The organism is Bacillus sp. HMF5848 (assembly GCF_003944835.1).
In the GTDB taxonomy this organism is placed as follows: domain Bacteria; phylum Bacillota; class Bacilli; order Bacillales; family HMF5848; genus HMF5848.
Map to the genome: position 1 here is coordinate 2,480,501 of NZ_RWIV01000001.1, position 13,173 is coordinate 2,493,673.

Here is a 13,173-nt window from a genome sequence, read left to right on the forward strand (position 1 = left end):
CCGACGACACTGTCGTCATAATCACAATATTAATATATCTCTTAACAGGGTATTTCTGTCAATACTTTTACTAATTAAATTTTCGACTTATTTCGACGTTCGATTTGATTCAGTAATCTAAAGATACTCACATTCTCTTAACATACGAACCATTAGGCATGCGCCCGAATACACTAGAGAAGTAAGACTGAGAGGGTGACTTAATGATGAATCCGATGGACTTTTTTAATCAGAAGAATGGCTTTCCCTTCAATATGATGCCGCAGCAACAATTTAACCCGGAACAGCTGCACTCTATAAAACAAATGGTTAAACAATATAATACTATTATAAACGATGAATTCTGGGGTGATGTGCACGGGTTGGCTGCAGCAAAAAACACAAGAGAAACTCCAAATGTACCTATAGAAATTTGGGAAAATGATAAGTATTTGTTTGTGACCGTCATCATTCCGAACCTTACTGATTTGAAGCATGTAAAGATTTTCTTTAAAAATAACCAGCGATTTACTCTTAAAATAAAAATGCCATCATATAAACCGGAAGGTGCCGTTACATTGCTTGCTAGTAATTGCCCACAGCGTGTGTTTGAAAAGGAAGTCTCTTTAAAAAAGCCCGTGAATACTTCCGATTACTCATACAGCTATGAAGGAGGCATTCTTTTATACACGTTTCAAAAAGCTGCGAATGAAACACTAGACATTCCATTTGACTTTTAAAAGGAGGCGTTACTATCCATAAAATTGAAATCAACATTGGAAATCTCAAAGTGTTTTCGGTGGCAAGTTCCTCTGCAGTTGTAGTGGGAAAGGGAATGTTTAAAGATCTTTCAAGCTACGCTCAAGAAACAAATGGTGTTGGTCGAGCATACGGCGATGGATCTTATATCAACATGAGTCCTTATAATTCTCCAGTCAATAATCCTGACAATTTAGTTAGAAATCCTAATTACATGCCTTACTACCCCTACCCCCATAATAACTATCAGTATCCTATACAAAGAAAGTACACTTCATTTGGATGAAGTGTACTTTTGATTTTATTATTAATCCTCTAAGCCCAATGTAGACTCTGTAACTGGAAAAACATTATCGACACCATCTGGGTCATATACCGGTGATGCGATCGGCTGGAAATTGTTCGCATGAAAATCTCCAAACGTTTGTCCTGTTATTAGATTGTTTTTTACTTGACTCTCAAACGATTGGAATAATGATTCGCCTACCGCAAACGCTGCGTTCGTTTCCATCTGATTTATTTTAATACCACCAAAAAAGACTATTCCAATAGGTTCATTATCTCCAATGGCCATGCTCTCACAACCTTGTTATTTACTTAGTATCATGATCAAAACACCATTATCATAGCTGTAATCTATATTCCTTTTATCTAATTTATTAGGAAGGCGAATCTGTCGTTGAAAAGGTCCTTCAAAAATCTCTTGTACAATCACTTTTTGCGTGTTAGCAGGCAGTGTCGTAATCACTTCTCCTTTTACTTCAAGCAAACCCTGCTCATTAAAGAATATCTTTAAATGCTCCTTTTTAACCCCTGGAAGACTTAAGCGAATAAAATATTTCTCCTCTGTTTCGAACACATCAATCTTTGGAGTACGAACTTCTTTTTTTTTCGGTCGTGCTTGAGTCTGAGGCTGTGAAGTTCTCTGCATCAAATTACGATTATCGTAATACATATAGCAACCCCCAACAGAATAAGTATTATATAGTGTATGTTGCGCCTAATGATTTGTGAAAGGAGTAGTGTTGATTGATGCAATATGAACAGCAAATTCAAAACTTAAAGCAACAAATTGAGTATTTACAAGGATATATACACTATATTAATCAATATATACACTACTCACATGTGTATGAGTATTATATTAAAAAGGTTAAAATAGGCAATGTTTCTGGCGTTTTTCAATTAGGACAGCTATCTGAGTATATCACCATTGACCGCGAGGGAATTCATCGTTTTTATATAGACGACATCACCATTAGGAACATTACAGAAAAAGGAAAGGTTGGCGTAGGTCTTACAGAAGTCGGTCAGTTCGAAGAGGTTGAAGATGAGGAAAATAATGAAATAGTTAAAGAGATTTTCGAGAATGTTAAGCTGCTCTTAGCATTAGATGAAGTTCCTTCTTTTTTTCAAGCTTTACAAAAAAAAGAAGATGTATTAGTAATAGTTTGGGATTTGATTGAGGAACGGTGGAATAACAGTCAAATATTTAATCAATTCTATGAGAAAGTTTTATACGTTTTAAACAAGGCGATACTTCCTGACATTCAGCAAAACAGTAACAGCTTGTCATACGAATTATCTATCGAACTAGCGGACAATATAGAACAGCAAGCTAAGACCCTACTCGTTCTAGTTCAGCTAATGGAGGATTTTTTACCTAGCTATACTCAAAAGTATAATATTTCCTTAAGCACTCCTAAGCAAGAGTATCCAGAGACAATTAAACAAATAAGAAATGCGATAAAAGACATTCTTGTCTTGCCAGAACTACCAGACACATATAAAGAATTAGAAAGCGATCATCCAGATATACTCAGATCCGTCTATTATAAATCAATTAAACCGTTATCTGAAGGCGAATATTTCAAGACTTATTTTCAAGAAATATACGGGTTAATAAATAAAGAAAAGTACGTTTCAAATAATACGGACCCAATTGGAATATCCCCTGAAAAACAGACTTTTTTATTCTCCACATTAATTCATTTTTTTAATAAATGTCAAAAAGATATTTTGCTAGAGTATATACTTCTACAAGAGTACAAAAATAACGTTTCCTAGGACATGTACTTAATGTAGAAGAGCACACCCGCTATTAATATTTTTTAATACTTAAACTAACTTTATAACATACAAAGAATTAATCAACTCCCTCTTATAAATCTAAAATTCTTATAGTAACTTTCACAATTTCTCAATAATTATTGACAATACCACCCCCAGTTTTTTTGTATAATTAAAATATAAATAGAGCGTTTTCATTTTCCTTATGAACAACTGCATACCACTTTGCAAAGACCTAAAATTTAAAGAGTTTTGAAAGGATGTTGGAAAATGGAGTATCAAGACGTTAAACAAAAATTAGAAGCGATGAAGAATGATCTAGCGAGAAAAATCGAGGACCCAAACGTACCAATTGAAGAAAAAGAACGCCTTAAAAACACCATTGAAAATTACGAATATATCATTGAATTGACAGATATGAATCATTTTGAGCGCGGAACTATAAATCATTAATCTGTAGAAAGGCGAGCTATGATAGCCCGCCTTCTTTCTTTATTAGAAATAGCTTCTTAATCATGTCTATAGATAATTTAGGTTTTCTATTAGCGTCACTGTTAATTAGCATCATTAATTGTAATAGTATGACTGGAAATGGTGATTTTGTATAAGCTACATATTTCGGCTCCCAATTTGTAGCAAATTTCGTTTTAAAGTAAAACAACCCTTTGAAATTATAATATTTATTTCCTTTTTCATAAGCTATACGTAACAATTTTTCACTAAAAAAAGCGTCTTTACTTTGTCCAACATTCGCTAATGGTGCCATTCCTAAGCTACAAGAATTATACCCATTTCCCTTGGCCCAATTAAGTATGTGAACAAACATCACGTCCATAGTGCCAGCTGGGCTTTCTTGATGTTTCCGCATCAAATCAATAGTAACATTATTTTTGTAATCAGTCGCAATCGTAGCAAATGCGACAATACGTCCGTTTGATTCTTCTATCACACCAATTGGAAAGTTGGAGACATAGTCATCACTATATGCTACAACGGAAAAGCCTTTTTCTTTCTTATTTGCTAACCAATTATTAGACACACTTGTTAATTCTTGTAACAGTTCTTTACTGTAAGGTGGTTGTAGTACACGAAATGTATACGAATTACGGGTGAATTTGTTTAAAGTTGAACGCAATTTCGCTCCATTTTTCCCTGTTAATGAAAAAGTGTCTAATGAAACAATGCCTTCTTCGCCTATCTTTCTAAACGTATAGCCTAATTCGTGATAATACTGCATGTTCTCTGGGCAAATTTGATAATATATAGGTTTAATACCGGCTTTCTGACAGTAATCATTAAATTCAACTAAGGCCCTTTTAAGCAACACTTGGTCACCTAGTGGATCCCCTAAAACGACTGCTTTATTAGCAATAATTTTATATATAAAAGCAACCTGCTTCTCTTGAGCCCAATACACATCTTTGTCCTGCATATATGTTAAATGAGATAAATGGTTTCCACCGTTCTTTTTTATAAATTGAGTAAAATAAGTAATGTCGACATCATTGTTTAGTGTTTTGCTTTTCTGAAAGTAAAGCAAGGTAGTCCAAGTTATGAGTAACACTATAACCTCAAACTGTATAATTTGTGTATCAATCATTTGGTACCCCCTATCAAAGCACATCTATATTAAGATAACATAAAATATAAATAAAATTAGTAGGAAAAATCTCTCTCATTCGTTTACCATACATCTCCCCATTAAAATAACGTGTCTATAGTAGGTAGACACGCTTTTGTAAGCGAATTGAGTCATAACAATTGAATTCGTAATCTCTATCATTAATGATTTAGGTAAGAGCTCTTCTCCCTTAAAATCAATTGCATATTCAACCTTTCCTATTCTAAAGCTGATCATTTGTACATTTTTATTTTAATTACAGTTACACACTCCATTACTGTATCTACCATTATACATGCTAATACAATAAATACAACGAGTGTATAATAATCCATGTTATAATGTACCGGGCTCTAAAGAATATTATATGCAAAATAATAAATTAAGCGAGGCTTACAGAGATGAAAATGGTCACATTGGATCAATGGGATGAAGAAACATGGAAGCTTGTTGCGCCTTTATACGAGGAAGCCTTTGGGACAAGTAGTGCCAAACCGAAGCATGTTATTCAACATATGCTGAGCACAAATCTTGGATATCTTCACGTCCTTTATGAACATGAAAAAGCTATAGCGATGGCTATTACTGGGATCGTAAACAATGGACATTTGTTAATCATTGATTATTTAACAGTGCTCTCCTCGTATCGTAGTCAAGGAAAAGGTCGTAAGGTTTTTGAACTAATAAAAGTATGGGGACAGACAAAAAAAAGCGTATCAAATATTATAATTGAAGTAGAAGCTGAACCTACCCCAAGCAACTTAGCCCGGATACGCTTTTGGGAGAAATGCGGGTTTATACTGACTGAATATATTCATTCATATAAATGGGTACCCGAGACGTATCAGGCAATGTTCCTAGAAATAAGGAAGGATTCAAGCTTTCCAAAAAAGGGCGAAGATTTATTTAAATTCATCACTCTATTTCATAAAGCTTCTTTTACAAAAGCCAAACACAAAAACTAGAGATTTTGTATATAACTTATACTTAATCCCTAGTCTTATTCGTTAATATAGAGTTATTACTAGTTTTGTAATTTCCCCATATAGGAGACTTTTCTAGTTTATAACATATTCCAATTGACAATCGTATGGTTCGTGGTGTACTTGTTGCTGCCATATCCAGGTTGCATCGACACACCCCATTCTCACATAAAAGTCTATCGTTTCTACTGAAGAATGAGCTGAAATATATAATTTTTTCACCTGTAATGATTTAGCCTCTTTGACACACATCTGGAACAATAGTTTTCCAATTCCTTTACCTCGCACATGTTCCGATACGTAAAGTTCGTGTAAGCATAAATATTCTTCCTTCTCTCCCATACGCTGCGATCCTAGAGAAGCAAAACCTATTAATCTGTACCCCGCTTCATATGCTGCAAATACTGTGCCACCAGTTAATAGCGTCTGTTTTAACTGTTGTATAACGATCTGCTTCTCATTATGATCCCAATCCTCTATAAAACTAATATTTTTAATAACTTTTTTATTATTTTCAATTCGCCAAACTCTCTTTACTTCTTGATACCTATGAAAATAATCGAGCATGTTCTCATTGAATTCTTCTAAATTTACTTTTTTTAGAGATATATCAGTACTCAATTAATGAAACACTCCTTTCATAATAATCACAAGAAGAAAAAGTTTACCTTGTCTAGTGTCATGTCTTCATCACGTTAAAACTATTTATTAAACTCGGTTTCTAAAATGCTCATAACGATAGCGTCATGGTATTGATTATTATAAAATAAACAATCTCTTAGAACCCCTTCTTGCTTGAATCCTAGCTTTTCATACACCCGGATAGCCCTCTCGTTAAATGAATACACCTGCAATTCGATTCTATGTAACTGATACATACCAAAGCCATATTGCAGAAGTAATGATAAGGCTTCTGTGCCGAATTTTTTATTACAATCTTCTTCTTGAAAAATACCTATTCTTGTACTAGCACTTCTATTTTTCCAGTCAATATCATTCAAAACTACTTCACCGACGATCTCATCGTCTTGTTTATCGATGATAAAAAAATCTAATCGTGAATCATTACTACAGATGTTTTTTACATAATTACTAAGGCCTTGTTTTGTGATAAAAGCTTTACTGCCTGTATATTTAAAGCTTTCAATACTCGCATTACTCAGCTTACCGTAATAATCATCAATATGTTGTTCCTCAATTGGCTTTAAATATATTCTCTCACCCTCTAGCAATCTGCGTTTCCCATGCATGTTACTCATATAAATCCCCCATTCATAAAATAACTCTACAAGTAGGTTATCATCACATTTCTCATTCTAATAGGGTAAGAACGATTCTATATTGTTTTTTACACTAAGTGTTCAATCAGTGCTATTTACAAACTTACTTTGTTTTTCATATTCATCCTTCCATAGTCGATATTTCACTCGATTGGAAAGTTGCTTGTCTATATAGCTTAGCTCCGCTTCCTTGACCATCCCGAGCTTTTTCATAATCTTTTCTGAATTCACATTTTGCACGACACAGCCCGCCGTTATTTCCTTGGTATGTAAATATGAAAAAGCATACTCGATGACGACCTTTGCTGCTTCAGTCGTAATCCCTTTTCCCCAATATTTTTCATGTATGAAGTACCCTAAATCCATAACTTTCCCAACAGAATCTTCGTTCACGACAGTAAGACCGATTTCCCCCACATAGTCTTCTGTACTTTTATCCAAAATAGCAAAGAAAAATTTACATCTTTTTTCAGAATTGGCTTCATCAATAGCATGCTGCAATGCTAAAGTTGTTTCATCTAAAGAGGTTTTCCTCAAGGATGGCAAATAATACATAACTTTCTTATTCGACATTAAGGCGTGCATAGAAAGTAAATCTTCCTTCATATGATCTCTAATAATTAACCTTTCCGTTGATAAATAGATCATAAATTATACAGCCCCATCCTATGTATTACTTTGACACAACCAATGCTCCGGTACTTTTAAAGAAGTCGGTAACTTCGTTTTCTTATCCCCATTTGCTGCGTTAACTTGTGCCTGCGTAAGAAAGATACTTCCCCTTAGGTCCGCGCCACTTACATTAGCATCACGTAAGTCCGCGCCAATAAAATCCGTTACTGTTAAATCAGCATCACGAAGATCAGCAGCAATAAGCAATGCTCCTCTCAGATTGGCTCCTTTAAGGTTAACCCCTTTTAACTTTGCGCCTATTAATTGGCGACTCTTAATTTCATTTTTGTTACTTTTGTGCGCATTTACTTTTGCTCTAACTAGTTCACTAGTTTTTAAGAGTAACTCATTGATAGTGGCTCTATGCATCGAAACGTCAAGTTTTAAAATAGATTGTGGTGGTAAATCGGTTAATTGCTTCGTTTCATCTATAGCTTCTTTTAAATCGGCATGGATGCTTTGCGTTTCCTCATAATTTACTGCTTCATGCAAATACCGAAGCATTTCAAAAAGCTGCTGCATAATAGGGAATACCTCAAACATCTCTTTTGCTGTATTTTGATTCTCTCGCCAATCTTGACCTTGGTACGTGTATTGTGAAACCCTCTGTCCCGCTCCAAAACACTCATACACAGTACAACCTCGAAACCCTTTATTTCTTAGGTTTTTATGTATGCTACAACGGTAGTCCGCTTGCAGATTTCTACATGGGATACCACTGTCTTTATCAAATGCAAAATCAGCTGACTTTGCATATGGCAACGCCACACAGCATAAACCAAAACATTGTTTACAATCTGCACTAAAATCCTGAATTGACAATATTTCCACTTCCTTATATTAGCCTAGAAAAATATTACATTATTACATGAATACATTTAATCTATCATACTAACAAGAGGTTATGTTACTCTATTTGAGCTTTTTCTCAATTGTTTATGAAATACACCATGACACTGCAAATTGGCTGGATAATTAAAGGTCTATTCTATGAACATGCAGCAAGAATTCTATCCTTTAAACCTATGTTTTCCTTGCTACTTATAAAGCTATTATTCATAATTAAAATAAGGGAATAAGCCGAACACGTTTATTAATAGTAATGTATGGGAGGGCACGAGTATGAACAAAACTGAGGCAATTGCCCGTAGAATACTAGGGTGGAAGTTAAATCGTTGGGATAGATGGTTTGACTATGAAAAAGGTGTTTTTATTTCTGTAACCGATTTTCAACCAGAACAAAATATTGACCATGCGATGTTAGTTGTTGACCGACTACAAAAAAAGGGAATTACATACGAAGCTAAAGAGACACCTGAATTTTTCGAAGTTCGCTTTAACAATGTTACTGATACAGGAAAAACATTAGCTGAAGCTATTACAAACACAGCCTATTTAATTGCCAATAGTAGCTCAGACGCTGATGAGTGGCTATAATAATACATTTGAATACCAGGTGACAAAGAAGTACTTACGACAAATCAAAATTGACGCATAAAGCCTAAAATTTCACGCATAAACACAAAGAATTGACGCATAAAGTCTAAGATTTCACGCATAAACACTAAAAGCTCTCGTTTAAAAACAATCATCCACGCATAACATAATTACGCGAGTAATAAAGTACATAATCAACAGCATGGGCATTAGCAACCATGCTGTTTCAACTTAGTTCGTGTTCATATACCGTATTGCCGGTCTTATCTACTCCACGTAAAAAAAGCCATTTATACGGATTCTCTAGTTCGTTCCAATAAAACAAGAACATACGGTGATCTTTTAAAGGATACGACAAGGTTTGAACCGGATTTCCGGAGCCCTCCATTACATCTAGCTGAACCTCAACAATGTTAGGATTCGTAACAACACCGTAAATTTTCATCAACATGAGATCATCATTAATAGTCGAGCCAGACCATGAGTATGAGATGGCCTGATTTTTGTCAATTTCAGTTCCTCCCACGTGACTTCCTGGTCGCCAAAACACTCCTGCATGTTTCTCCACACTGTTAACGGAAAACCATTCTTTATAAGTCCCCATATATAAACGAACATCTCCAACGTCAATACTTTCAACAATATTTGATGGCCCATAATGGTACGTTCGCTCTGATTGTTCGTGCGCAGCCAATGGTGAAAGATGATAATAATTAAAATATGGAGACTCTTTGACAGCAAAAAATAATAATACAATGGCTATAACCCACTCAATACTCAGCCTTTTTTTACTCATATTATATTGTCGCCTCTGTCAAATTAATCTCAGTTTGAAATTCTCTATCATACCACTTGTAACGGATAACAATTGTTTGTATTTCTTTTGGCAGTGGTTCATAATCGTTTATACACGATTCTCCCCACACCATTCCCGAGCTTGAACCTCCTGAGCCTTGATACTTATAGCCGGTTTCATCTATTAGCTGTAAAGCTATGCCTGGAAATGACCAGCCTTGTTCTTTTTTCCTTATATCATAAAACAGCAATGTTTCCTCTTCTGAATATACAAGATACTTTAAATGGATAGTATCATGATCTACATACATTTCTTTATCAATCTCAATCATCGTGGCATATCCAGCTTCAATTTGATTCATTATATCTTTAGGAATATCACGTTCAAATACAGAAAATAAACCCACTATGTTCGGGTATAGTGTAAATATCGATGTGATTATAATGAGTCTAGGAATCCACTTGACCATATACTATCTCCCCCTTTACGAAAAATAACAGACTAATGACGTAGTCTGTTATTCAGTATAACCTAAATGATAAAACACATATTTACTCTTATCTGACGAAGTTAATATAATCTACGTTAATTGGCTCTGTGTTACCTTGCCTGAGTAACATATTAATTTGACCGCGATGGTACTGACCATGAAGAGCTAGATGAATTAAAATATTCCGCATCGAGCTAACAAATTCTATCCCCTTACTGTTTTTATATGTAACAGTCTGGTCTAAATCTGACGTATCGATTTGTTCTAACAAACATTTATATTCTTCATTATTCTTTTGAACAAGTACAGAACATTCTTCTAAACTTGCTTCTTTCCATATCGGCAATTGGGACGTATCCTTCGCTTGTAATCTATGTAACCAAACCTGCTCAGCAAATAGGAGATGGGCAAATACATATCGCGCGCGTTCGTTGTCATTCTTACGCAACACATCGAGAATCCTTACGTTCGCCCAGTTTAGATGCTTATACATGCTTCTTATAGTTTTCATGATTACTTATCCCCCTTATACAGATTACTTTTCGTCCTCAATCTTTGGCACTTCAACATTCAAAAGTCTAGTTTTTGATATCATTCCTGCACTTTGTAACGTTAACTTTGAGTTTGTGTTATAGTACCAGCACCCACATATTGGTTCTAAATCATGCTGATAGCACCACTCTTTTAACCTTTGTATGATGGTACGTCCCACACCTTGCTTTCGATACGCTTCATTCGTATACATGCCAACACTCGCATAGCCCTTTTGCAGCTCGCTAATTTCGATAATACCGATCCCTAACAAGATATTCTCTTTCATAAAAACAAATATTTGCCCATCTTTAATACGTTCTTCCAATCGGTCGAAGAAATCCTCGCTAACTTCTACTATCTTGTGGACATCACTAAGAACAGCCTGTCTCAAATGACCTTCATGATTTAATTTTTCTGAAGGAATCATTATTTTGCTATCTTTGAAGAAATAGGCTTGTTTATTAATCTTATAATCTCGATCTATCACATTGCTTAAGAAAAATTCGTCGGCTGTATACACAAAAACAGATGAAATAACATGGTTTGAAAAAATGCACGTCATAATATCCTGGCTTTTTGTGTAAAACGGCACTTTCAAGTAAAACTGTGTTAATAACGTATTGTTAAAAATAGCATAGTACCCTGCTACTTCTTCACCTACAAAAATCTTATGAAATGTCGAGTTTACTATATGCTCTTCTAAAAAAGAATCAAATGGCGAATGTAACGATTGAATATATTCCTCCATCATATTTGAGACTTCCGTTATGGTACATTGTTCTAATTCAAATATCATGTCTACCAACTCCCTTATTTTGTTTTAATATGAGTATCGTCAATATAACGAATGACTGAAAAACAAATAGACTCAAAATGCTTAAGCCAAAATCGCATAGCTTCTAGATTAGCAGATTCAAAGTCTACAGAGATCCTTTCAAAACCGTTTTGAATAGCATACTGATTAACATCTTGTAGTAGCAATTTCCCAACACCTAACCCTTTTGCAGACTTCGTCACATGTGTTTCCTTTATTGTTAATGTAGTTGTATCACGGACAACTGTACACGCATTCGTAGCATTCGTTACAGTATTCATAATGCCAATTACGTTTCCTTCGCTTTTAGCTATTCGTACAACTCTATTAGGATGATCTAGCCATCCTGCAACGTCCTTAACTGTTAAATAGCCATCGTTAGGCAAAAATGTGGGAGGCGAGCTCATATAATCTGTATGCTCCTTCATAAGTTCAACTATCTGTTTAACATCGTAAGAAGTTGCTGTTTTAATAGCAACATGATCGTTTGTTTCAATATTCAAATGACTTGGCTCTCGAACGGCATCCACAACAAACATACCGTATCCACTCCAAAATAACTTGTTCGTCAACTCATAATCATGACTAAAATGAGTAATAGCATGAACGACACATTCCTTCTCCAGCCATTTATCAAAAAGTGTATTTATCATCAACTCATAGAGATTTCTTGCATCTTCATGTGATACACTATGCCCCCACTCAGGTGTGTATACACCTGGATGTGAACTCTTAAAGTTCGGTATGATAAATCCTGTTAAATACCCTACCACTCTATTATTACTGATGGCAACAACACCATCATTATCCTTTAATATTCTTTTAAGCAACTGTTGTATGACGTCTTTATTCATATATTTATCTGGTAATAATGAACAGCTCTTTTTAACAGTTCTGTATGTTCCGATAAAAATATCAGCTGCTGCCTCTACATGCTCAAGTTCAAAATTTACAATCTTAACTACATCCTCAGTACGCAACTTGTGTTCCCCCTTAAATTCGATTACAAAAAAATCCCGTCGCAAAAAACTTTTCTGCTCCGGGATTGTAAAATTCACAGTATTTAATATCACCTATTAGCTAGTCCGAATGAGCAGTGCACAATATATAAAGTTACTTTCTAATCTTTTCATCACACACCACTCCCTTTTATATTATGTACTTGAATATACCATGAACTGGAAATCAGGTCTAGATAGTTCACTAATTCTACTAAATTGTATTAACAAATGCCTAATCATCAATGTCTCACCAAATTAAAGTAATACCTTGGTGTACCATAATAAAAAATATGATTGTAAGAAGGATTTGTTGATTCAAAATGAATAAAAATAGGTGCATCAAGAAGCTTAGGGTATGATAAAAGAAAATGACTATCTCCGTAAATCATACCGCTCAATGCCGTCGTCATTTCCTTTTTAAAAATATTAAATCGAACATCAATGACAGCCTGACTATATTCTCCACCATCCACATGTACCACACCCATTAAATGGAGACGATTGCTTCTATCTTTCTGCCATTCTGCTAACACTTCATCCCGCTTAGCCGGATCAATGGCATCAAAATTATACACACACCCAATATCTAAAAATAACTGTGCTGTAACATCAGAATGCGTAAGTGTATATTTCCTTCCTATAACAGGCTGCTTCACATTAGCAGGTGGAATAAATGTAACGGATAACTTTTGTGGATCGAAGCTTGACATAGCATCCTCCTTATCTTTGATGTTGTA

At 34.8% G+C, this 13,173-nt stretch carries 18 protein-coding genes; 5 read left to right on the forward strand and 13 right to left on the reverse strand.

Translation table 11 applies throughout. The annotated features are described in order from the left end of the window. Nucleotides 1-203 precede the first annotated feature (203 nt). On the forward strand, nt 204-719 hold the full coding sequence (locus tag EJF36_RS11960) for an Hsp20/alpha crystallin family protein (protein ID WP_125906543.1): 516 nt from the start codon (nt 204-206) through the stop codon (nt 717-719). Nucleotides 720-1,045: 326 nt separating this feature from the next. Here the strand turns inward: EJF36_RS11960 and EJF36_RS11965 are convergent, their stop codons facing one another. Continuing rightward, nucleotides 1,046-1,312 carry a spore germination protein gene (locus tag EJF36_RS11965; protein ID WP_125906544.1) on the reverse strand — a complete coding sequence of 89 codons (267 nt, stop codon included), beginning with the start codon at nt 1,310-1,312 and terminating at the stop codon, nt 1,046-1,048. A gap of 15 nt (nt 1,313-1,327) precedes the next feature. Then, on the reverse strand, nt 1,328-1,693 hold the full coding sequence (locus EJF36_RS11970; RefSeq protein WP_125906545.1) for an Hsp20/alpha crystallin family protein: 366 nt from the start codon (nt 1,691-1,693) through the stop codon (nt 1,328-1,330). 74 nt (nt 1,694-1,767) lie between these two features. Here EJF36_RS11970 and EJF36_RS11975 point away from each other — a divergent pair, with 74 nt between their 5' ends. Further along, entirely contained in the window at nt 1,768-2,805 is a 1,038-nt protein-coding gene (locus EJF36_RS11975; protein ID WP_125906546.1) for a hypothetical protein, read from the forward strand. 273 nt (nt 2,806-3,078) lie between these two features. Continuing rightward, a complete protein-coding gene (locus tag EJF36_RS11980) occupies nt 3,079-3,261 on the forward strand; it encodes a DUF3896 family protein (protein WP_125906547.1) in 183 nt (60 codons plus the stop codon). Nucleotides 3,262-3,277: 16 nt separating this feature from the next. On the opposite strand, the gene EJF36_RS11985 is transcribed toward EJF36_RS11980, so the two are convergent. Next, nucleotides 3,278-4,408, reverse strand: a complete 1,131-nt coding sequence (locus EJF36_RS11985) for a phosphatidylglycerol lysyltransferase domain-containing protein (RefSeq protein WP_185806892.1) — start codon at nt 4,406-4,408, stop codon at nt 3,278-3,280. 422 nt (nt 4,409-4,830) lie between these two features. Between EJF36_RS11985 and EJF36_RS11990 the strand changes: the two genes are divergently transcribed. After that, a complete protein-coding gene (locus EJF36_RS11990; RefSeq protein ID WP_125906549.1) occupies nt 4,831-5,394 on the forward strand; it encodes a GNAT family N-acetyltransferase in 564 nt (187 codons plus the stop codon). Between the two features lie 93 nt (nt 5,395-5,487). On the opposite strand, the gene EJF36_RS11995 is transcribed toward EJF36_RS11990, so the two are convergent. From EJF36_RS11995 to EJF36_RS12010, 4 genes are all read right to left on the reverse strand, one after another. Beyond that, on the reverse strand, nt 5,488-6,033 hold the full coding sequence (locus tag EJF36_RS11995) for a GNAT family N-acetyltransferase (protein WP_125906550.1): 546 nt from the start codon (nt 6,031-6,033) through the stop codon (nt 5,488-5,490). 80 nt (nt 6,034-6,113) lie between these two features. Beyond that, nucleotides 6,114-6,671, reverse strand: a complete 558-nt coding sequence (locus EJF36_RS12000) for a GNAT family N-acetyltransferase (RefSeq protein WP_260471890.1) — start codon at nt 6,669-6,671, stop codon at nt 6,114-6,116. Nucleotides 6,672-6,773: 102 nt separating this feature from the next. After that, the gene (locus EJF36_RS12005; protein WP_125906551.1) at nt 6,774-7,340 is read right to left on the reverse strand and encodes a GNAT family N-acetyltransferase; all 567 of its coding nucleotides are present in this window, start codon (nt 7,338-7,340) and stop codon (nt 6,774-6,776) included. Between the two features lie 18 nt (nt 7,341-7,358). Beyond that, on the reverse strand, nt 7,359-8,186 hold the full coding sequence (locus tag EJF36_RS12010) for a pentapeptide repeat-containing protein (RefSeq protein WP_260471891.1): 828 nt from the start codon (nt 8,184-8,186) through the stop codon (nt 7,359-7,361). A 300-nt stretch (nt 8,187-8,486) separates the two neighbouring features. On the opposite strand from EJF36_RS12010, the gene EJF36_RS12015 reads away from it, so the two are divergent. Next, on the forward strand, nt 8,487-8,801 hold the full coding sequence (locus EJF36_RS12015; protein ID WP_125906553.1) for a BC1872 family protein: 315 nt from the start codon (nt 8,487-8,489) through the stop codon (nt 8,799-8,801). Between the two features lie 226 nt (nt 8,802-9,027). On the opposite strand, the gene EJF36_RS12020 is transcribed toward EJF36_RS12015, so the two are convergent. The 6 genes from EJF36_RS12020 to EJF36_RS12045 form a co-directional block, all read right to left on the reverse strand. Further along, nucleotides 9,028-9,597, reverse strand: a complete 570-nt coding sequence (locus tag EJF36_RS12020; RefSeq protein WP_125906554.1) for a DUF5044 domain-containing protein — start codon at nt 9,595-9,597, stop codon at nt 9,028-9,030. Between the two features lies 1 nt (nt 9,598). Continuing rightward, complete coding sequence (locus EJF36_RS12025) at nt 9,599-10,066, reverse strand: hypothetical protein (RefSeq protein ID WP_125906555.1); 468 nt, start codon at nt 10,064-10,066, stop codon at nt 9,599-9,601. Between the two features lie 88 nt (nt 10,067-10,154). After that, complete coding sequence (locus EJF36_RS12030; protein WP_125906556.1) at nt 10,155-10,598, reverse strand: DinB family protein; 444 nt, start codon at nt 10,596-10,598, stop codon at nt 10,155-10,157. Nucleotides 10,599-10,622: 24 nt separating this feature from the next. Then, on the reverse strand, nt 10,623-11,417 hold the full coding sequence (locus EJF36_RS12035; protein WP_125906557.1) for a GNAT family N-acetyltransferase: 795 nt from the start codon (nt 11,415-11,417) through the stop codon (nt 10,623-10,625). Between the two features lie 14 nt (nt 11,418-11,431). Further along, nucleotides 11,432-12,415 carry a GNAT family N-acetyltransferase gene (locus EJF36_RS12040; RefSeq protein ID WP_125906558.1) on the reverse strand — a complete coding sequence of 328 codons (984 nt, stop codon included), beginning with the start codon at nt 12,413-12,415 and terminating at the stop codon, nt 11,432-11,434. A gap of 260 nt (nt 12,416-12,675) precedes the next feature. Continuing rightward, on the reverse strand, nt 12,676-13,146 hold the full coding sequence (locus EJF36_RS12045) for a staygreen family protein (RefSeq protein WP_125906559.1): 471 nt from the start codon (nt 13,144-13,146) through the stop codon (nt 12,676-12,678). Nucleotides 13,147-13,173 lie beyond the last annotated feature (27 nt).